Source organism: Trinickia sp., assembly GCF_051954495.1.
Lineage (GTDB): Bacteria > Pseudomonadota > Gammaproteobacteria > Burkholderiales > Burkholderiaceae > Trinickia.
The window spans coordinates 61,555-82,173 of the sequence record NZ_JBQCHR010000153.1 but is presented as its reverse complement, the minus strand read 5'-3'; the positions used below and the strand labels follow the sequence as shown (position 1 = coordinate 82,173).

The following is a 20,619-nucleotide window of genomic DNA, read 5'->3' as shown; positions in this document are numbered from 1 at the left end:
TATGGGCGGCGTTTCGCCAAACGTTGCGGCGCGGGCTAGAATGCGCACGTTTGCTGAGACACTCGGATGACGACATGTACATCGATAGCCACTTTCACATCTGGTCGCTCGCGCGCGGCGATTACGGCTGGCTCACGCCCGATCTCACCGCGCTCTACCGCGACTTCGGCGTCGCTGACTGGCAGGCGCAATGGGGTCCGCTCGGCGTAAGCGGCGGCATCCTCGTGCAAGCGGCCCCGACCGAGGCCGAAACGGCGTTCTTGCTCGAACAGGCCGCCGCGCACGCCGATGTCGTACTGGGTGTAGTCGGTTGGGTCGATTTCGAACATGCCGATGCCCCCTCGCGCATCCGATCGCTCGCGACCGATAAACGGCTCGTCGGCTTGCGGCCCATGCTTCAGGATTTGCCCGATCCCGCTTGGATCGCGCGCGAATCGGTCCAGCCGGCGCTGCAAGCGATGGCGGACGCCGCGCTGACGTTCGATGCGCTCGTGCACCCGGTTCATTTGCCTTACATCGACGCGCTGGCCGAACGCTACCCCACGCTCACGATCGTCATCGATCATGCCGCGAAGCCGTCCATTGCCACGGGAAAGGACCGCGATGCCTGGTTGCGTGCATTGACCGCGCTCGCGCGGCGGCCGTCGGTCTACTGCAAGCTGTCGGGGCTCTGGACGGAAGCCGCGCCGGGGGCGAGCGTGTCGAGCGTCGAGCCGTGGGCCGAGGCGGCGCTCGATCTCTTCGGCGTGGAACGCATGCTGTGGGGCAGCGATTGGCCCGTCCTGCGCTGCGCGGGCGGCGCGGCCGACTGGTTCGACTGCGCGATGCGGATGGTGGCCGCACGAGGACAGGACGCAGTGGCTAGCGTATTCGACGGCAACGCCCGGCGCGCCTATCGATTGACGCCACGCGCTTGACGGCTCGTGCGTACGTGCATCGCCTTCGATCGAGTGTCAGAACTCGATCGAAGGCGATGCGGGCGTCAAGATCGTTTGGTCCACAGGGGCCGTCCAGAGGGTTTTCAATTCGCTCGCCAAGGCGTCGAGCAATCTCGACACATCGGCGAATGCGGTAGCGTGCAGCGCCTCGGCCACGATCAACACGGCCGAGGTCTCCGGCCTCACCGCCGACAACGCGCTTTGCCGATGCGTCCAACGGCGCGCATGGGCGGCGTTCCCCGCGTCGACGAACACCACCTCGCCCACGTCCGGTTGTTCGGTCTCGCCGGCGAAAGATCGATACCGCTCATCGCCCATGGCCAGGCGCACTTCGAGATGCTGCTCGATACGCGACAAGTCGAATACGGCGATGGGGATTCCGAACGCCAGCGACATCGCGTTGCACAAATCGACCAACGGATGCAGGCTTGGAAGAGCGCCCTCCTTTCGGAACCGCCGGAGCAGCGATTCCGCCGCGCAGCGGTATTGCGTGGGCTTGAGCCCCATCTGCGAGAACGCCCGGCGCCATGCCTGAATCTCCGGCCAGTCGCCTTCCGTGGCGACATCGAGCCGTGCACGCGCGAGCGCCTCATACTCCGCCGTGCGCGCCCGCACGTCCCTATCGGCGGCGAGCCCCCACGCGATCAGCACGCCGGGGACCAAGTTCGGGTAGCCGCGCCAAATGTCGGGCGAGTGTCGGAAATACATCGAGCGGCCTCCTGTTCCTATGAAAAGTCACAGGGTGGCCGAGCCCGCGCTTGCGGTCTTGAACGAAATTGCAGCGGAACGGGGCGCGCCTTGCGGGCGCACGTCGCCGTACGTTGAAGCGCGCGGGCCGCAATATGCCGCGGCTTGGCCGAGGCGCGCCGCGAACGCGTGCGCCCCGCCCTCCTAGCAGCAAGGCCTTACTTGCGCTTGAGCTGCGAAAGGTCGCGCACGGCGCCGCGATCGGCCGAGGTGGCCAACGCGGCATACGCCTGCAGCGCCTGCGACACGACGCGCTCGCGACCAACCGGCTGCCAGGCCTTGTCGCCGCGCGCTTCCATGGCCGCGCGACGGCTCGCCAACACCTCGTCGGAGACGGCCAAGTGCATCTTGCGCTGCGGAATGTCGATCTCGATCACATCGCCGTCTTCCACGAGACCGATCGTGCCGCCTTCAGCCGCCTCGGGCGACGCGTGACCGATCACGAGCCCCGACGAACCACCCGAGAAACGACCGTCGGTAAACAGCGCGCAGGTCTTGCCCAAACCCTTCGATTTCAGATACGAGGTGGGGTACAGCATTTCTTGCATGCCGGGGCCGCCCTTGGGCCCTTCGTAACGGATCACGACGACATCGCCCGCCACGACCTTGTCGCCGAGGATGGCCTCGACGGCGTCGTCCTGGCTTTCGAACACGCGCGCCCGGCCGGAGAACACCCATTGCGACTCGTCGACGCCGGCCGTCTTCACGATGCAGCCCTTCTCGGCCAGGTTGCCGTACAGCACCGCGAGGCCGCCGTCTTTCGAATACGCGTTTTGCTTGCTGCGGATACAGCCGCTCTTGCGATCGGTGTCGAGCGAAGCGAAAGTCGCCTCCTGGCTGAACGCGACCGTGGTGGGAATCCCGCCCGGCGCCGCACGATAGAACTTTTGCGCTTCCTCGCCCGCGCTGCCCATGACGTCCCACTTGGCGATTGCATCGCCCAGCGTGCCGCTGTGCACGTTGCCGCACGACAGGTCGACGAGCTCGGCGCGCGCGAGTTCGCCGAGAATGCCGAGAATGCCGCCCGCGCGATGCACGTCTTCGATGTGGTATTTGTCCGTCGCGGGCGCCGCCTTGCACAAGCAAGGCACTTTGCGCGAAATGCGATCGATGTCCGACATCGTGAAATCGACGCCGGCTTCCTGCGCGGCCGCCAGCAAGTGCAGCACAGTGTTGGTCGAACCGCCCATGGCCACGTCGAGCGCCATGGCGTTTTCGAAGGCCTGCTTGGTGGCGATGCTGCGCGGCAGGACCGACGTGTCCTCTTCCTGATAGTAGCGACGGCACAGATCGACGACGAGGCGCCCAGCTTGCTCGAACAGGCCTTTGCGCCAGGCGTGCGTAGCCACGATCGTGCCGTTGCCCGGCAGCGACAGGCCGATCGCCTCGGTCAGGCAGTTCATCGAATTGGCGGTGAACATCCCCGAGCACGAGCCGCACGTGGGGCAGGCGCTGCGCTCGACTTCGGCGACTTCCGCATCGCTGATTTTCGGATCGGCGGCTTTGATCATCGCGTCGATCAGATCGATCTTCGCGATCACTTGACCGTCGGTGGGCGATTTGACCTTGCCGGCTTCCATCGGACCGCCGGATACGAAGACGACGGGGATGTTCAGGCGCATGGCCGCCATCAGCATGCCCGGCGTGATCTTGTCGCAATTCGAAATGCAGACCATGGCGTCGGCGCAGTGCGCGTTGACCATGTACTCCACGGAATCGGCGATGAGTTCGCGCGAGGGCAGCGAATAGAGCATGCCGCCGTGGCCCATGGCGATGCCGTCGTCCACGGCGATGGTGTTGAATTCCTTGGCCACCCCGCCGGCCGCTTCGATTTCCTTCGCGACCAGCGCGCCCAAATCGCGCAGATGCACATGACCCGGAACGAACTGCGTGAACGAATTCACGACGGCGATGATCGGTTTGCCGAAATCGTCGTCTTTCATGCCGGTGGCGCGCCACAACGCGCGCGCGCCGGCCATGTTGCGGCCGTGGGTGGAAGTGCGTGACCGGTACTGGGGCATCTGTATCCTCTAATGTGGCGAAGGCAAGGGCGGAGGCGGCCGCCCTTGCGGTTGTTATCGTCGAATAGCCGAATAGTGCGAGAACGCCCGTAAGACGTCCAATATATTTTTACTACGTTATTAGGTCGCAAATTATATCAACGCGGGACGACGCCAGACGGCAGTCGCCTGCGCCCAAATCGACCTGACCGCTGTTGGGGTACGACCTAGTGCTCAACGGTTCGACCGCCATGCACCATGAGGTCGAGGACGCGGGCGAACAGGAACGTAATCGGGGACACTTCGCCATAGCTAGGATTGAGCCGGAATTGCGCCTCTTTTTGCCCAATCGCATTCGTGGGCGGGGGTGCACACTGTCTCCATCGACACGCTGATCGCCTCAAGGGGTAGACGGCTTGGGTCGCGATCCTCGACATTTAGGAGACTGGCATGACCACATTGGCGGTAATCGTTTGCGTTTGGGCCATGGTCGCCACGTGCGCGGCCCTCTTCATCCGCGGCGCCAGCCCGCGCCTTGAGCGCGCCACGGTGCGCGTGTCGCCGGACAACCATCGAACGCACGCTTCGTTCACCGAATAACCGCCGGCGGGCATGCGCCCGCATGCCTAGTCAGGTCCGCGTCGTCTATCGGCCGGGCCTTGCCTCGTTTTTCCCCGCCTCCTCTAGTCGTTCCTCGCGCAACGACGCTCTCTTCCGCTCCCGCTGGAATCGCACTTCCCCTGCTCCTCGCACAAGGCCGCGCAAGGCCGCCTGATAAAATCGCTGGCGCCAGCTACGAACAAGGACCTCTTCATGTCGACCGCCTCGCATGCGCTCCCTCGCTGGACGCTATGGGCTCCGCTCGCCGCATGGCTGATACTCGCGCTGTCGCGCGTCCTGCCCGCGCAGGGGGTCGCCGTCGCCCTTCTCGCCGTCGGGCTCGCGGGCGCTGTCTTCGCGGCAGTCCACCACGCCGAGGTCGTCGCTCACCGCGTGGGCGAACCGTTCGGTACGCTCGTACTCGCCATCGCCGTGACGATCATCGAGGTCGCGTTGATCGTTTCCGTGATGCTCACGGGCGGCCCCGAGAAAGCCGGCCTCGCGCGCGACACGGTATTCGCCGCGGTCATGATCGTTTGCAACGGGATCGTCGGACTGTGCCTGCTCGTGGGCGGCTGGAAACACGGCGAGCAGGATTTTCAAGGGCTGGGCGCGAGCAAGGCGCTCGCCGTGCTGGCTTCTTTGTCGGTGCTTTCGCTCGTCATGCCCAATTACCTGAGCGCGATGCCTGGGCCGCAGTTGTCCACATCGCAGCTCGCATTCGCGGGGGTATCGTCGCTCGTGCTGTACGGCGTGTTCGTGTTCGTCCAAACCGTGCGCCATCGCGGCTATTTTCTCGCGGCCGGCGCGGAAGACGAGGCCGCGCATGCGGTTCGGCCTAGCGGCCGCGTCACATCGACCAGCGTGGCGCTGCTGTTCGCGAGCCTCGTCGCCGTCGTGCTGCTCGCGAAGCTGCTCTCGCCCGCGGTCGAGCGCGGCGTGCTCAGCCTCGGCGCGCCCGAGGCCGCGGTCGGCATCGTGATTGCAGCGCTCGTGCTGCTGCCCGAAGGGCTGGCCGCCGTGGGCGCCGCCCGGGCGAACCGGCTGCAGACCAGCATGAACCTCGCGCTAGGCTCGGCCCTCGCCAGCATCGGGCTGACGATTCCGACCGTCGCCGCCGTGTTTATTTGGACGGGGCGCCCGCTCCTGCTCGGGATCGGAGGGATGGAAACGGTGTTGCTGGCGCTGACCCTGTTCGTCAGTTCGTTGACGCTCAGCACGGGACGCACGACCGTGCTGCAAGGGGCGGTGCATTTGTCGCTGTTCGCGGCGTACTTGTTTCTGTCGGTCACGCATTGAGGTGCGGCGCGGCATGCGCGGCGCGGCGCAGCTGGTCACGGTGCGGCCAGCGCGTCCCAAAGGGCCGGACCGTCGTTCAAGTTTCGCGGTAAATTTGCGGTAGTACATCGGAGGCGTGTGCGACAAGCCGGTCAGCAGCCTTAGATGCAAACGAACTCTCGATGTCATGCAAGCAACGCTCATCCAACTGACCGCGAATAGAAGCCAACGATTGACCGCCGCGCTGGCGGCCGCCGTCTTGCTGTGCACGATGGCGATGGTCTGGCCGTATTCGACGGTCCAGGCCAGTGCCGTGCTTCCGTTCATGCCGATCTTCGCCACCTCGGTGGTGATCGCGGAAGGTCTGACCGCCTATTTTTTGGCGACGCAGTACCGCATATCGGGCCGATTCGTTTTCGCGGTATTGGCAAGCGCTTACGCTTTTACGAGCGTCGCCGCCGCAGCTCATTTAGCCGTTTACCCGGGCGTCTTCTCCGCCTCCGGCCTCTTTCATACGGGCAGGCAAACAGCGATCTGGATTTGGCTGCTGTGGCGCGGCGCGTTCGCGCTGTTCGTCATGCTCGCCCTTGCTATCAGGTCGCGCCCGCCGATCGGAAGTCACGATGGACGGCGCTGGCGCGGCGCGCTGGCGATGGGGGGGTCGATCGCGGGCTCGATCGCCCTGTGCGCGGCGGCGGGCGCTGCGCACGATCGGCTGCCGAATCTCGTCGCGAGCGCGGGGCCGTATCGGCACTTGAGCGCCAATCCCGCAATCGTCTCGGTCGCGCTGATGTGCATCGCCGCGCTCGCCGTTCACGCCTACGTCACTCGGCTGCGAACCTTGATGGATCTCTGGCTCGCGGTCGCGCTCCTTGCCGGCGTAGTGGATATCGTGCTCACGCTCGGCGCAGGCGCGCGCTACAGCGTGGGCTGGTACGCCGCGCGTATCGCCTCGATGGTGTCGGCCAATGCTTTGCTAGGGATGCTCGTGTCGGAAACGAGCCGCACCTATCTGCGCCTTGCCGATGCCCATCGCACGCTGCAAGCGCTATCCGTGCGAGACGGACTGACCGGCGTATTCAACCGCGCCTATTTCGACGAACGCTATCCCCGCGAGCTGACGCTCGCGCGCGCGGCCGGCTACCCCCTGTCCATCCTGCTGGTCGACGTCGATCACTTCAAGGATTACAACGACGCGCTCGGGCATTTGGCCGGCGATGAGTGTCTTCGTCGCATTGCGCACACGCTGGCCGCATCGTTGACGCGCCAAACCGATTTCGTCGCCCGCTACGGCGGCGAGGAATTCGCCGTCGTGCTGCCCGCTTGCGATCCGCGCGTGGGGGCAAGCACCGCGGAACGCTTGCGGCAAGCCGTGGCCGATATGAAGCTGCCCGGCCCATCGGAAAAAACGCCCTACGTGACGATTTCGATCGGTCACGCATCGAGCCGTTCGCATGCGGACCTGCAAGGCGCGACCTTGCTGGCCGGCGCCGACGCGGCGCTCTATGCGGCTAAGGCCTCCGGGCGCAATCGCGTGGAGCACGAACAAGCGGGATAATGCCGTGTAGACGGGTCGAGCGCGACGCCGCGCTCGCCCCACAGTCGCTCGTCCAAGAGGACAACGCATGCACTTTCGCGAAACCATCGGCGCCCGCGCCTATCGCTTCGACAGCCTCGCCGCGCTGCTCGCCAAGGCGAGCCCGCGGCGCTCCGGGGACGAACTGGCGGGCCTGGCCGCGGCCACCGAGGAAGAACGCGTAGCGGCGAAAATGGCGCTCGCCCAAACGCCGCTGGCCGCCTTTCTGACCGAAGCGCTGATCCCTTACGAGCACGACGAGGTCACGCGGCTCATCGTCGATACGCATAGCGCGGAGGCCTTCGCCGAAATCTCGCACCTCACGGTGGGCGATTTTCGTAATTGGCTGCTGGCCGATACCACCGACACGTCGGCGCTCGAGCGCGTGACGGCCGGTCTCACGCCCGAGATGGTCGCCGCCGTATCGAAGCTGATGCGCAATCAGGATCTGATACTCGTTGCGCGTAAACGGCCCGTGGTGACCCGATTCAGGAATACCGCGGGCCTGCCGGGACGCCTTTCCGTGAGACTGCAGCCGAACCACCCGACCGACGATGTGAAAGGCATCGCCGCCTCGATGATCGACGGTTTGATGTACGGCTGCGGCGACGCGATGATCGGCGTCAACCCCGCCTCCGATTCGCTCGCGGCCATTACCGCGCTGCTCTCGATGATGGACGATTTTCGCCGCGCTTACGCGGTGCCCACGCAGACCTGCGTGCTGACGCACGTAACGAATACGCTCGCGGCGATCGAAGCCGGCGCCCCCGTGGATCTCATCTTCCAGTCGATCGCGGGCACCGAAAAGGCGAATGCGAGCTTCGGCATTTCGCTGTCGCTGCTGGCCGAGGCCTACGACGCCGGGCTATCGCTCAAGCGCGGCACGGTGGGCGAGAACCTCATGTACTTCGAAACCGGGCAAGGCAGCGCGCTGTCGGCCGATGCGCATCACGGCGTCGATCAGCAAACGTGCGAGGCAAGAGCCTACGCGGTGGCGCGCAGGTTCAATCCGTTCTTGACGAATACCGTGGTCGGTTTCATCGGCCCCGAGTACCTATACGACGGCAAGCAGATCATCCGCGCGGGCCTCGAAGACCACTTCTGCGGCAAGCTCCTTGGCGTGCCGATGGGGTGCGACATCTGCTACACGAACCATGCCGAAGCCGATCAGGACGATATGGACACGCTGCTGACGCTGCTCGGCGCGGCCAACGTGAACTTCATCATGGGCGTGCCAGGCGCGGACGACATCATGCTCAACTACCAGAGCACGTCGTTTCACGATGCGCTTTACGTGCGGCGCTTGCTCGATCTCAAACGCGCGCCCGAATTCGAATCGTGGCTCGAGGCGATGCGCATCACCGATGCCTTCGGCCAAATTCAGGATCAGGCGCGTCACCCGCCGCTACTCGATTGGATCGAACGATGACGGACGACATTTCGGATGGCCCCGGCGCGAAGGCCGTCGCCGCCAACTCTTGGCATGGGCTGCGCCGGTTCACGGATGCGCGCATCGCACTCGGGCGCGCCGGAGCAAGCTTGCCGACGGCGCCGCTGCTCGCGTTCAACTTGGCTCATGCTCAAGCGAGGGACGCGGTTCACGCCCCGCTCGACACCGAGGCGCTCAAACGCGAACTCGATTCGCGGGCGCTCGATTCGATCGAAGTACGCAGCGCCGCGCACAACCGCGAGCAGTATTTGAGGCGCCCCGATCTCGGTCGCATGCTCGACGCGGCAAGCGCGGAGCAGCTGGCGCGGCATGCGGCCGGCGCCAAAACCAAGCCGGATTTGGTTTTCGTCATCGCGGACGGGCTGTCCTCTCAAGCCGCTGCGTTGCACGCCATTCCGTTGATCGATCGAACCATCGGGCGATTGAACGGCTGGCGCATCGGCTCGGTCGTCATCGCCACGCAGGCGCGCGTGGCGCTCGGCGATCCTATCGGCGAGCTCATGCAGGCGCGAATCGTCGCCGTCCTGATCGGCGAACGGCCTGGCCTCAGTTCTCCGGCCAGCCTCGGCGTGTACCTGACGTATCAGCCGCGCGTCGGACGCAGCGATGCGGACCGCAATTGCATTTCGAACGTGCGGCCCGAAGGCCTTGTGTACGATGCGGCCGCTTTCAAGCTCGCGCATCTGCTCGAGGCGGCGCGCAGCCGACAACTCACGGGCGTGGCCTTAAAAGACGAAAGCGTCTGGGACGACGCCCCGCTGCTCGCGCCTAACGAACGGAGTTAGCCCGGTAAAGGTCGAGCGCCTTTCTGGCTTGTGCCTGCACGGCCCGCCGCACGAGCGGCGTCCATCCGAGCAGCCAGCCCTTGAACCCGAGCGCGTGGCGCGACCAACGCCACAGGTCGAACGTGTCTCGATGCTCTGCGATCAATCCATCGCGGAAGACGAACCGCGCGTCGATCCGGTTCACCACGGTCCGTCCCGTTTGCGCGAACACATACGTAGCGGTCCACGATGCGCGGCCGGTATGGTCGTTCGCCTCGACATCGGAAAACGTCAGCGAAAAATCTTTGGCGCGCCGCGTCAGCATGCGCCACATGTCGCTTGCGGCCGCACCGCGCAACTCGCCGAAAGCCGGATCGCTGAATACGACGTCGTCGGCGTAGCAATGCGCCATCGCCTCGGCATCGAGTTTTTGGAAGGCCTCGTAGAAGCGGACCACAAGGCCGGCGTTGGGATGACGATCGTCCATAGGCTGCGGATAACCCCGATTTTTGTTTAATGAAAAGGCTGGCCCAGCCGCCACGATACTACGCGTGGGCCACGCGCGCGTGCTGCGTGGCGACTCATTCCCACTGACCTGACTTGTCCTCGGGATCGACGAGCGTCATGCCCGCCGCGGGCAATGGCAACGCCGTCTTATAGCGCACTTGCTTCAGCGCGAAGCTCGAACGAATGTTCGAGACACCCGGAATCGTCGTCAACCGTTCGATGATGAAACGCTCGAGCGCGCGCATGTCAGGCATGACGACGCGCAGCAGATAATCCGCGTCCCCGGACATCAGGTAACACTCCATGACTTCCGGCTGTTCCGAGATCGCCTTCTCGAAGCGCTGCAACGCATGCTCGACTTGCTTCTCTAGGCTGACCTGAATGAACACGTTGATGCTGAGCCCGAGCGGCTCCGGATCGAGCAGCGTGACTTGCTGTTTGAAGAGGCCAAGCTTCTCCAGCGCACGGACGCGATTGAAGCACGGCGTAGTCGACAGATTGACGGCGCGCGCCAGCTCCGCGTTCGTGATCCGCGCGTTCTGCTGCAGCTGATTGAGGATGCCGATGTCGATCCGATCGAGCCGTTTGGGGTTTACGCTCATTCTTCAGAATTCTTTCGATTAGGTCATTGGCAGAATATTTACACTACATAAAGCCAAAATCAAAGCGAAATGAGACGCAAATTTTGTATGGCGGCGGGTAGCATGACTCCTGTTGATGCAAGCCGACGAGACTTCGGCGGGGGACATGCCATGACGGATTTGTCGAACGGGATGGAGCAAGCGAAGCACGCCGAGGCCGGCACGGTCGACTCGGATCCGGCCGAAACGGCTGAATGGCTGGACGCGCTCGACGCCGTGCTCGCGCATGTGGGCAAGGCGCGCGGGCAATATCTCCTCGATCGCCTCGCCGACCACGCGCACCGCGCCGGCCTCGCGCCCGCCCGTGCTCGCGCCACGCCATACCTGAACACGATCCCCGTTCACGAGCAGCCCCGCTATCCGGGCGACCTGGACATCGAAGAGCGGCTGTCGGCGGCGCTGCGCTGGAATGCCCTGGCGATGGTCGTACGCGCCAATCGCGCCTATGGCGAACTGGGCGGCCACATCGCAAGCTATGCGTCGGCCTCGGATCTGTTCGAAGTCGGCTTCAATCATTTCTTTCGCGCCGGCGCACCCGGCGCGGAATCCGGCTCGGGCGGCGACCTCGTCTACTTCCAGCCGCATTCGTCGCCGGGCGTCTACGCCCGTGCGTTCCTCGAAGGGTTTCTGACCGAAGATCATTTGCGGCACTACCGCCAAGAAATCGCCGGGCCCGGGCTGTGTTCTTACCCGCACCCGTGGCTGATGCCCGACTTCTGGCAGTTTCCCACGGGCTCGATGGGCATCGGCCCGATCAACGCGATCTACCAAGCGCGCTTCATGCGCTACCTGCACAACCGTGGCCTCGCGCAAACCGAAGGCCGGACGGTCTGGGGCTTCTTCGGCGACGGCGAAATGGACGAACCCGAATCGCTCGGCGCGCTCTCGCTCGCCTCGCGCGAAGGGCTCGACAACCTCGTTTTCGTGATCAACTGCAATTTGCAGCGCCTCGACGGCCCCGTGCGCGGCAACGGTCGCGTGATCGACGAACTGGAGGCGCATTTCGCCGGCGCGGGATGGAACGTCATCAAGGTGCTGTGGGGCTCCGATTGGGACCCGCTCTTCGCCCGCGATCATGCCGGCGCACTGGCCCGCGCATTCGCCGAGACGGTCGACGGCCAGTTCCAGACCTTCTCGGCGAACGACGGCGCCTACAACCGAACGCGCTTTTTCAGCCAAAACCCGTCGCTCTGCGCGCTCGCCTCGCAACTCACCGACGCTGAGATCGACCGCTTGCGCCGCGGCGGTCACGATGCGCGCAAGCTGCACGCCGCCTATACCCGTGCGCTCGCGCACCGGGGCCAACCCACCGTCATCCTCGCCAAGACGATGAAGGGCTTCGGCATGGGTGCGGCGGGACAGGGCCGCATGACCACGCATCAACAAAAGAAGCTCGAGTTAGAAGATCTGAAGGCGTTTCGCGATCGCTTTCGCCTGCCATTGTCCGACGACGACGTCGAACAGTTGACCTTTTACAAGCCGAAGGAAGACAGCCCGGAAATGCAGTATTTGCATGCTCGACGGGCTGCCCTGGGAGGCTATCTGCCCAGAAGGCGGAGAGCGGCATCGAAGGGGCTGACCGTCCCTTCGATGCCATCCTGGGGAGCATTCGCTTGGGAAGCGAACGGACGCGAAATGTCGACGACGATGGCGCTCGTGCGCATGCTCACCGCGCTGCTCAAAGACGGTGAATTCGGCCAGCGTATCGTGCCGATCGTGGCCGACGAGGCACGCACGTTCGGCATGGCGAACATGTTCCGGCAAGTGGGCATCTACTCGCCGCTCGGGCAGCGCTACGAACCGGAAGACCTCGGCTCGATGCTCTACTATCGCGAAGATACGCGCGGGCAGATCTTGGAGGAAGGTATTTCAGAGGCGGGCGCGATCTCGTCATGGATTGCCGCGGCCACCTCGTACAGCGTGCACGATCTGCCGATGCTGCCGTTCTACATCTATTACTCGATGTTCGGGTTCCAGCGGATCGGCGATTTGATTTGGGCCGCCGCGGATCAACGCTCGCGCGGCTTTCTGATCGGCGCGACCTCGGGCCGCACGACGCTCGGCGGTGAAGGCCTGCAGCATCAGGACGGCAGCAGTCATCTCGCGGCGTCGACGATTCCGAACTGTCGCGCCTACGATCCGGCTTTCGCCTATGAAGTCGCGACGATCGTCGATGCCGGCATGCGCGAGATGGTCGAGGAACAGCGCGACGTGTTCTATTACGTGACCGTCACGAACGAGAACTACGCGCAGCCGTCCGCTCCTGAAGGCGACGCGCAAGCGTTGAGAGAGGGCATTCTCAAAGGGTTGTATCCATTGCCTCGCACATCGCACGAGTCGCCGCGTGAGACCGCGCAGGTTCAGTTGCTGGGTTCAGGCGCGATTCTTGGCGAAGTCCTGGCCGCGCAGCGCATGCTCGAGGACGATTGGGGCATCGACGCCGCCGTATGGAGCGTGACGAGCTTCTCCGAATTGCAGCGCGATGCGATGGCGGCCGAGCGGCAATCGCGCCTGAGCGATGAGACGGTAACGCCCTACGTGAGCGCCGCGCTCGCCCCATCGCGCGGGCCGGTGATTGCCGCCACCGATTACGTGAGAGCCGTGCCCGAACTCATCCGCGCCCATGTGCCGCGCCGCTACGTGACGCTCGGCACCGACGGGTTCGGCCGAAGCGATACCCGGCAGGCGTTGCGTGCGTTCTTCGAGGTCGATCGCGCCAGTATCGTCATCGCCGCGTTGAAGGCGCTTGCGGACGAAGGCGAGATAGATGCAGGCGTCGTGCGCGCAGCGCGTGATCGATACGCGTCGACGTCACGGGAAGACGCCGCCCCTTGGGAGCGTTGAGCAACCGTTCCTGCTGAAGCCGCTCGTCGATGCCAGCCCGCACTGCAACGCGGGCCGGCGCGCGGGCGCAATTCATTGATTCGGCAGTGCATAGGCGATGACGTAATCGCCTAGCTTGGTCCCGAACGATCCGTGTCCGCCCGCCGCGATGACCACGTACTGCCGGCCGTTCACGGAATACGTCATCGGCGTGGCCTGGCCGCCCGCGGGCAGACGCTTGCGCCACAGTTCCTTGCCATTGTCGACATCGAAAGCGCGGATGTAGTTGTCAGCCGTCGCACCGATGAACGCCACGCCCCCGGCCGTCACGATCGGGCCGCCCAACATCGGCATACCCACCTTGAAGGACAAAGGAATCGGCGTGCTGTCGCGCGTGGTGCCGATACGCTTTTTCCAGACGATGGTGTTCGTCTTCAGATCGATAGCGGACATGTAGCCCCATGCGGGCTGCTTGCAAGGCAAGCCGAACGGGGAAAGGAATGGATTGAGCGTCACGCCGAATGGAACACCGTATTGCGGCTGCACGCCCGCCTCCGTCCCGCTTCCTTTCGCGCCGGCGACAGGCTCCATCGGATTGCCCGGCCCTCGCGGAATCAGCCGCGAAACGAACGGCAGCGCGATCGGATTGGCGATGGCGATCTGGCGATCGGTATCGACGGCAATGCCGCCCCACTCGAACATGCCGAGATTGCCCGGAAAAACGAGCGTGCCCTGAAGCGACGGCGGCGTGTAGATGCCGTCGTAGCGCAGCCGGTGGAACATGACGCGGCACACGAGCTGGTCATACATCGTCGCGCCCCACATGTCCGCGCCGGACAGGTTGCGGTCGGGCCGGTACGTCAATGCGGAGAACGGCTGCGTGGGCGAGACGTGATCGCCAGGCGCTGCGCCCTGCGGCACCGAACGTTCGGGCGCGGGCACGACGGGCGTACCGGTGCGCCGATCGAGCACGTAGAGGTTGCCTGTTTTCGCGGGGGCGTAGACCACGGGCACCGTCTTGCCGTCGGTGCCGGTGATGTCGGCGATCGTCGGCTGCGAAGGTTGGTCCATATCCCAGAGGTCGTGATGCGTGCTCTGGTAGAACCAAGCGAGCTTGCCGGTCGATGCGTGCAGCGCAAGCAGGCCGCTCGCATAGCGTTCTTGCAGCGGCGTGCGGTTACCGCCCCAGATGTCCGGCGTCGAAACACCCATCGGCAAATAGACGATATCGAGCTTCGGATCGTAAGCGGCGGGCGCCCATGAGTTGGGCGAGTTCCAGCTATAGTGCTGGCCCGGGCCCGGAATGGCGTTCGGATCCTGTGCGCCTGGATCGAACGCCCAGAGCAGCTTGCCGGTGCGCACGTCGAAGCCGCGGATCACACCCGAGGGCTCGCGCGTCGAGAAGTTGTCCTCCACGGAACCCGCCACGACGATGACCTTGCTCGTGACGACTGGGGGCGAGGTGGGCTCGTACATGCCCGGTGTCGTGACGGGCTCGCTGTGCTGGAGATCAAGGTCGCCATTGTCGGCGAAGTCGGGGCAGCGCTGGCCTGTGTCGGCATCGAGTGCGTAGAGATGGCCGTCGTTGACGGGTAGCAGCACGCGGCGGGCGCAGGCAGGTGCCGATGCCGATGCCGATGTCGATGCCGATGCCGATGCCGATGCCGATGCCGATGCCGATGCCGATGCGGCAGTGTCTGCCGAGGCGGCGTCCGGGGCCGACGCAGCGTCCGGAGTCGACGCGGCCGTCGCGCCGGATGCTGCGGCATCGGAAGCCGGCGCCGTCGCCATGTCCGGTGTGGCGCTCGCCGTGGTTGAAAGGTCGACGTAGGAAACGCCGCGGCAAGTCACGTGCTGGAACGACGGATCGGCCTTGAGCTTAGGATCGAATTTCCACTTCAGCTTGCCCGTCTGCGCATCGAGCGCGAACAAGATCTGGTGCGGCGAGCACAGATAAAGCAAGTTGCCGATTTTCACCGGCGTAACTTCGTTCGTGATTTCGACGGGATCGTTCGGCCCCTTCATGTCGCCCGTGCGAAAGGTCCACGCCACTTGGAGGTTCTTCACATTGTCGGGCGTGATCTGCCCGAGAGGCGAGTAGCGCGTGCCCTGCTCCGTGCGGCCGTAGGCGGGCCAATCGGCGGCGTCCGCATCGCTTGCTGGAGCTGGCGCCGCCTGGGCGGTCAACGTGCCGTTGACGGTTTGCGGATCGTGGAAGACGGCGTAGACGAGCACGGCGCCCCAAATCACGAGCGCGCCGAGCAGCACGCCAACCGCCAAGCCGCGTGGCGCGAGCAGCGAAGGACTCGCGACGATCAACAGCCACAATCCGAAAATGACAAGCACGTCGCAGCGCGGCACCAGCGCCCAAAAATCCGGGCCCGATTCCCATAGGCCCCAGCCAGCGGTGCCGACAAGGACGAGCGCATAGAGCAGAAACGCAGCTGGGTGCCTTCGTGCGAGCAACCATGCAACGACGAGCAGAACGAGCCCCGTCGCGATGTAATACGGCGATCCGCCGATGGCGATCAACCACCCGCCGCCGACCAAAAGATAAATGGCCGTGAGCCCGCAGAAGGCGACCGACAGCGCGTTGGCTACGCGCATCGGGCTAGAAAGGGTAGACGTGTTGGCCACGACCGCGCTCCCGTGAAGACGGTTTGAAGTACGGCGCGTCCATTTACACCAAGTTGCGCCGGATCAACCGCAACGCGACGCAAGAGACGTTCCCGGTTCGGTGGCGACGCGCTTCGTCTGAGCGGTCAATGGCCTGCCGCGCCCTCTACCTTGAGGTCGTTTTGTACGGCCGTTACGCCGTCGAGACTCTGCACGGCATCGCCGGCGGCCCGTTTCTGCTCGGCGTTCGCGACGTGCCCCTCGAGCTTGACGACGCCACCCGCGGTGGTGACGTGCACGTTATTGGAATCGACGTGGACGGCGCGCAGCAACGCCATCTTCGCGCGCGCGGTGATGATGCCATCATTGACCCCTATGCCGCGCGAAGGCGTGGACAGGCTCTCGGGCGGGACAGCTTTGCGCGGCATCGTACTCGATGCCTGGCACCACGCCTCGCTCGCCATGAGCGCGAGTGAGAAGCCAAGCCCCACAGTCAAACCAAAACGCTTCAACGTCCCTTGTTTCATTCGGATCTCCCAATGACTACGCACGCGTTCGCGGCTCGCGTCGACCTGCTCGGTCGCCAGCGAGAACGCGCAACGTACGTACCAAAGGGAGGAAGATCCGGCATGGCGCCGCATCGACCTTCCGGTTCAAACCAGATTCGGCGTAATGGAGTTGATCAATCCCGCGCCTTGCTGCCAAACGATGAAATCGTCGCCGGCTAGGTAATAGCTCATTCTTTTGTACGCGTGCACCGCCTCGCTCATGTGCACGAACCCCATGGTGCTATTCAGTTGAGCGGTCGTTTGAGGCTGCTGTCCCGGTTGCAGCGGGAATGTTCGTCGAAATTCCTTTTCGAAGTCGGTGGCGTTCGCGTGCGCCTGCGGACCGACATGCCCGGCGCGATGGCTCGCTATCTGCCCTTGGCGGCGCGTTGCCTCAAGCACGCTATTGACGATCAACGGATCCTTGAGAATATAGGTAGCGTGCATATCATCCGACGCGTCGTGGATGATTCCCGCGCACATGTAGCAGCTTTCCAGCGTCGTGAACAACTCGACCCCTTGCGGGAAATTCTGACGCCCGGTTCTGGCCATCCACCTCATGACGGCGTAGGTTTCCGCATGCAACGTCGGGTTGAGCAACCCGACATTCACGCCCCACTCGATGATTTCCCCCTGATCGGACGTGACGATGCAGCCTATGTTGTGCCCTGTAAGGTGCCCGCTCGTCCCACCGTTGCGCGCGATGCCCCTGCGATCCCTGAACCCCACCGCCGCGACCAAGGCCTGTGCCATCACCGTCAGCATGGCTCGGCGGTTGGTCGTCAATGGCGTCGTCAGCGGTGCACTCAAAGCCGGCAAGACGCCGACTTGCGCCGGAAGGGCCACCGTGCGATAGACATAGCAGTGTTCGGCGGAGATGAAAAAGTCTCGCGTTTCCGGAACGATGAAAGCCCGATGCAGTTGGTCCCACCAGGTTCTTGCCAGTGCGGCTTTCACCTGTGTACTCGCCGTGTCGAAATTTGGCGGGAGCGACGCAACGCTGACGGACGCTGGCGCGTGAACGGCCTGCGCTGCCCACGGACGGTTTCCGTTCATGACCCGGCGGCGCAGTACATTCCCCTCGTAATGGAATACGTTTCGCGCGCCGATCATCTTCGCCATTCCCAAGCATGCCTCGGTGGGCGGGTAGGTCAGCGCGATGTCGAAGCGGTTTCGCGGCATTTGCGCATAGCCGCCCTGAAGCAAGTTCACTGCCGCGGTCGCGGGGTCGTTGCCGTGTATCCGCGTGTCGACGCCTATCGCCAGCACCGTTTCGCTGTCGAAAGCAACGGCGATATGACGATTGCCATGCTCGGTCATCGTCGCATAGGCAATGTACGTCACGTGCTGCGCGACGGTGATGTTCGGCATTTGAATGGTCCCCGAAATGACTAACGCGTAATTGTTCTACCTCGAACGGCGGATGCCGTTCACGGAGGTACGAGAGCGTTCACTCGTGATTCTTATTGCTGCTGGTGCTTTCGCTGGCTCTTCCCACCGCAACATTCCCCAACATCGGCAGCACCCCGCTGCTCCCGATCACCTCCGGCAGGCGCCCATCCCACTTGGCGACGGCCTGCTGCTGAATGATCTCGGGCGTTAAGGTTTGCTGAAGCAGCTTTTGCGCTTGAGCCTGGGCATTTGCTTCGACGATCCTTTGCTCGGCAAGCACCTTAGCCTTCTGCAACTCGTATTGCGCCTGCTGCGCGACCTGCTTCTGCTCGATCGCCTGCGCAAACTGCGAACTGAAATGGAAGTCGGTGATGTTCACCGAATCCACGACCAATCGATAGGGTCTGAGTTCGCTGGTGATCTGCGCTTCGATCTGCCCGCGCACCTGATCGCGGTGCGTGATCAAATCTTCCGCGTTGTAGTGGGCCGTCACCGCCTTCACGGAGTTGCTGATCGCAGGCTTGATGATCTTGGCGACCAACGCGGCCTCATTGCCTATGTGCTGGTAGACCCACTCGGCATCGGCAGGCAATATGTGCCAGTTCGTCGCGACTGTCGTAGTCACATCCTGTAGATCGAGGCTCGCCGCGGTTTCGGCGTCCTGCGAGTTTTGCACCTGCACGTCCATTTTGGCGACCGATTGCACAATCGGCATTTTCAAATGCAAGCCAGGGTCGAGCACGCCCGGCGCGACGGCGCCCCACGTCATGAGCACACCCCGCTGCCCCGGGCCGACTGTCACGAAACAGCCGCCGATGATCGCAAGCGCGACGAAAGCGGCGGCGACGATGCCGCCAACGCGAAACTGCCCCGGAATGGTCATGATGTCGTTTTCTGGTTTCCCCGGCGTATATAGTGACGGATTAAGGATTGTTCCGCAATCTGGGGGGATGCCGGGTGAACGCCTGGGAACGGTCGTCTACTTGCATGGCGGGAGGCCGGTAGGCGTGGGACCGTCGTTTTGACTAATGCCAAGGGGACAAGGTGCTAGCCGACTCACCCGGCCGAGGCAGACGCAATACATCGAAATACACGTCGAGCGATCGTTGAACAGATTCAGCGACCAAGGACGTGATCCCGATGTAGTCGCCGCTTCCGCACGCGATTTCGAGGGCATCGTGGTACGCGAGTTGATCTTCCTTGCGGATAATCGCAGGTGGGTAGCCTGCCTTCATCAATTCGAAGTTCAGCAGCAAACGTGCTGTCCGTCCGTTGCTATCGACAAATGGGTGAATCTTAACGAATCGGGTGTGCAGCTCGGCCGCCCTCTGGATCGGATGCATCGCGCCGGCACGACCATACCACTCCGCCAGCGCGGCCATTTCCGCTTGCGGATACACGAAGTCCGGCGCAGTCGTGCTCGCGCGCGCGGTCACAACGTTCTCCTGCCGATCCCAGCCGACATGTCCTGGTTTGATGCTCATAACGACGACAGCGTGCAGATTGAGAATCTGCCGCTCCGTGAGCACCTCATGCTTCGCGACGCTCTCCTCGACGTACAGAATCGCGTCGCGGTGATTCGTCGCCTCGATGTGCTCGCGAAGGGACTTTCCGGCGACAGTAATGCCTTCCAACACCACCTTGGTTTCGCGCAGCGTCAATGTATTGCCTTCGATCGCGTTCGAGTGATACGTCCACTCCAGCATCAGCTTGTCCCACACCGAGGCAACGGTGTACGGCGGCAGCGGATGCGCGGCGTCGAGCGTCGCCTGGTTAGCGTCGATTGTCGTCAGCAGCGCGGAAGTTTGGGGCGACACTTGTCTTTTGCAATGAAGTTCGGTACGTCCAACACGTTTTGAGGAATCGTCGGCACGGAGTTAGTCGGTCGAGCACGAAGCTATCGATGATGCGCAATCTTATTGCCTTGCGCCGGATACCCCCGCTCCGCGATGGCCCGGTTCATCTCCTCGATCGACACTGGCTTCGCAGGCTTCTTCACGATGCCTTTGAGCAACCAGCTAGTCCACTTCAATGACGCGAATTACGTCCGCTAATGTGAGCGCAGCATCAGCTGGCGACACCACTATCAGCTCGGCTTCTTTTGGATGTTGCAGCATGCTCGTATGCTCGCACGGATTAAAGATCCCGCATCCGAGAGCCACGAGCCGCTCCAAGCTAACCACGTAGACGACACCGCTCACAAGCCCACCGATCGTGGCGAAGCGACGCGCAACGTGCTCATCGGTCGAGAACGAAAGTCCGGGGCCGCCGAACGCCTCGCTATTTCGATGATGCGCGTGGACCGCTTGGCTTGTGGGATTCCCGTAGATCGCAGATCCGTCGCAGTTCCAAGTACCGTCAAGCTTTGCTTCCCGACGGAATGAGCGCTCGGCGTTTCGCGGGCGCAGATCAATGCCCTGTTCGTGCATCTCCCGATTCACTCCCCGATATAAATGCACCTCCCCATTCGTTGCTACGCTCATAGCCGTTTGTGCTCCTCCGTGGCGAGATCGTCGCCCCGTCAGTGAATTTCTTCGAAGCGCTGCACTTGCACTCCATCCACATCAACCAGCTCGAAGAACACTGCTTTCGGTCGACACCAAATTGAACCGTTAGCGGCCCGATAGACGATGATCGGCGTATGATCCGACTCCATCGTGGCCTCGCATACGAGTTCATAGATGCCACCCTTGTAGTGCCGATATCGAACCATCAACTGTTTTCCTATATGTTGCATCC

At 63.5% G+C, this 20,619-nt stretch carries 18 protein-coding genes; 7 read left to right on the top strand and 11 right to left on the bottom strand.

The annotated features are described in order from the left end of the window. Nucleotides 1–74: 74 nt before the first annotated feature. Nucleotides 75–917 carry an amidohydrolase family protein gene (locus ACTHNR_RS20920; RefSeq protein WP_440549569.1) on the top strand — a complete coding sequence of 281 codons (843 nt, stop codon included), beginning with the start codon at nucleotides 75–77 and terminating at the stop codon, nucleotides 915–917. Between the two features lie 36 nt (nucleotides 918–953). Here ACTHNR_RS20920 and ACTHNR_RS20915 read toward each other — a convergent pair whose 3' ends face one another. Both ACTHNR_RS20915 and ilvD read right to left on the bottom strand, forming a co-directional pair. Beyond that, nucleotides 954–1,646: a B3/B4 domain-containing protein gene (locus tag ACTHNR_RS20915; protein ID WP_440549568.1), complete on the bottom strand. Its 693-nt coding sequence runs from the start codon at nucleotides 1,644–1,646 to the stop codon at nucleotides 954–956. 197 nt (nucleotides 1,647–1,843) lie between these two features. Beyond that, complete coding sequence (gene ilvD / locus ACTHNR_RS20910) at nucleotides 1,844–3,706, bottom strand: dihydroxy-acid dehydratase (RefSeq protein ID WP_440549567.1); 1,863 nt, start codon at nucleotides 3,704–3,706, stop codon at nucleotides 1,844–1,846. Between the two features lie 429 nt (nucleotides 3,707–4,135). On the opposite strand from ilvD, the gene ACTHNR_RS20905 reads away from it, so the two are divergent. The 5 genes from ACTHNR_RS20905 (at nucleotide 4,136) to eutC (ending at nucleotide 9,374) form a co-directional block, all read left to right on the top strand. Beyond that, nucleotides 4,136–4,285, top strand: a complete 150-nt coding sequence (locus ACTHNR_RS20905) for a hypothetical protein (protein WP_440549566.1) — start codon at nucleotides 4,136–4,138, stop codon at nucleotides 4,283–4,285. A 213-nt stretch (nucleotides 4,286–4,498) separates the two neighbouring features. Next, complete coding sequence (locus ACTHNR_RS20900; RefSeq protein ID WP_440549565.1) at nucleotides 4,499–5,584, top strand: calcium:proton antiporter; 1,086 nt, start codon at nucleotides 4,499–4,501, stop codon at nucleotides 5,582–5,584. A 166-nt stretch (nucleotides 5,585–5,750) separates the two neighbouring features. Beyond that, the gene (locus ACTHNR_RS20895; protein ID WP_440549564.1) at nucleotides 5,751–7,121 is read left to right on the top strand and encodes a sensor domain-containing diguanylate cyclase; all 1,371 of its coding nucleotides are present in this window, start codon (nucleotides 5,751–5,753) and stop codon (nucleotides 7,119–7,121) included. 67 nt (nucleotides 7,122–7,188) lie between these two features. Beyond that, nucleotides 7,189–8,568 (top strand): ethanolamine ammonia-lyase subunit EutB, encoded by a 1,380-nt coding sequence (locus ACTHNR_RS20890; RefSeq protein WP_440549563.1) that lies wholly within the window; start codon nucleotides 7,189–7,191, stop codon nucleotides 8,566–8,568. An 8-nt stretch (nucleotides 8,569–8,576) separates the two neighbouring features. Then, on the top strand, nucleotides 8,577–9,374 hold the full coding sequence (gene eutC / locus ACTHNR_RS20885) for an ethanolamine ammonia-lyase subunit EutC (protein WP_440549605.1): 798 nt from the start codon (nucleotides 8,577–8,579) through the stop codon (nucleotides 9,372–9,374). Here eutC and ACTHNR_RS20880 read toward each other — a convergent pair. Next, entirely contained in the window at nucleotides 9,358–9,840 is a 483-nt protein-coding gene (locus ACTHNR_RS20880; protein ID WP_440549562.1) for a nuclear transport factor 2 family protein, read from the bottom strand. The two genes, eutC and ACTHNR_RS20880, sit on opposite strands and share 17 nt — an antisense overlap. A 94-nt stretch (nucleotides 9,841–9,934) precedes the next feature. Next, a complete protein-coding gene (locus ACTHNR_RS20875) occupies nucleotides 9,935–10,462 on the bottom strand; it encodes an Lrp/AsnC family transcriptional regulator (protein WP_440549561.1) in 528 nt (175 codons plus the stop codon). 150 nt (nucleotides 10,463–10,612) lie between these two features. On the opposite strand from ACTHNR_RS20875, the gene mdeB reads away from it, so the two are divergent. Further along, nucleotides 10,613–13,345 carry an alpha-ketoglutarate dehydrogenase gene (gene mdeB, locus ACTHNR_RS20870; RefSeq protein ID WP_440549603.1) on the top strand — a complete coding sequence of 911 codons (2,733 nt, stop codon included), beginning with the start codon at nucleotides 10,613–10,615 and terminating at the stop codon, nucleotides 13,343–13,345. A 72-nt stretch (nucleotides 13,346–13,417) separates the two neighbouring features. Here mdeB and ACTHNR_RS20865 read toward each other — a convergent pair whose 3' ends face one another. From ACTHNR_RS20865 to ACTHNR_RS20835, 7 genes are all read right to left on the bottom strand, one after another. After that, nucleotides 13,418–15,931, bottom strand: coding sequence for a glucose/quinate/shikimate family membrane-bound PQQ-dependent dehydrogenase (locus ACTHNR_RS20865; protein WP_440549601.1), 2,514 nt, complete (start codon nucleotides 15,929–15,931; stop codon nucleotides 13,418–13,420). A 155-nt stretch (nucleotides 15,932–16,086) separates the two neighbouring features. Further along, nucleotides 16,087–16,467 (bottom strand): BON domain-containing protein, encoded by a 381-nt coding sequence (locus ACTHNR_RS20860; protein ID WP_440549560.1) that lies wholly within the window; start codon nucleotides 16,465–16,467, stop codon nucleotides 16,087–16,089. Nucleotides 16,468–16,593: 126 nt separating this feature from the next. After that, nucleotides 16,594–17,859 carry a Bd3614 family nucleic acid deaminase gene (locus ACTHNR_RS20855; protein ID WP_440549559.1) on the bottom strand — a complete coding sequence of 422 codons (1,266 nt, stop codon included), beginning with the start codon at nucleotides 17,857–17,859 and terminating at the stop codon, nucleotides 16,594–16,596. Between the two features lie 79 nt (nucleotides 17,860–17,938). Beyond that, nucleotides 17,939–18,763 (bottom strand): prohibitin family protein, encoded by an 825-nt coding sequence (locus ACTHNR_RS20850; RefSeq protein WP_440549558.1) that lies wholly within the window; start codon nucleotides 18,761–18,763, stop codon nucleotides 17,939–17,941. A gap of 142 nt (nucleotides 18,764–18,905) precedes the next feature. Then, nucleotides 18,906–19,697: a Fic family protein gene (locus tag ACTHNR_RS20845; RefSeq protein ID WP_440549557.1), complete on the bottom strand. Its 792-nt coding sequence runs from the start codon at nucleotides 19,695–19,697 to the stop codon at nucleotides 18,906–18,908. 201 nt (nucleotides 19,698–19,898) lie between these two features. Then, a complete protein-coding gene (locus tag ACTHNR_RS20840) occupies nucleotides 19,899–20,363 on the bottom strand; it encodes a hypothetical protein (RefSeq protein WP_440549556.1) in 465 nt (154 codons plus the stop codon). Nucleotides 20,364–20,401: 38 nt separating this feature from the next. Further along, nucleotides 20,402–20,593 (bottom strand): DUF1653 domain-containing protein, encoded by a 192-nt coding sequence (locus tag ACTHNR_RS20835; protein ID WP_440549555.1) that lies wholly within the window; start codon nucleotides 20,591–20,593, stop codon nucleotides 20,402–20,404. Nucleotides 20,594–20,619: the final 26 nt, after the last annotated feature.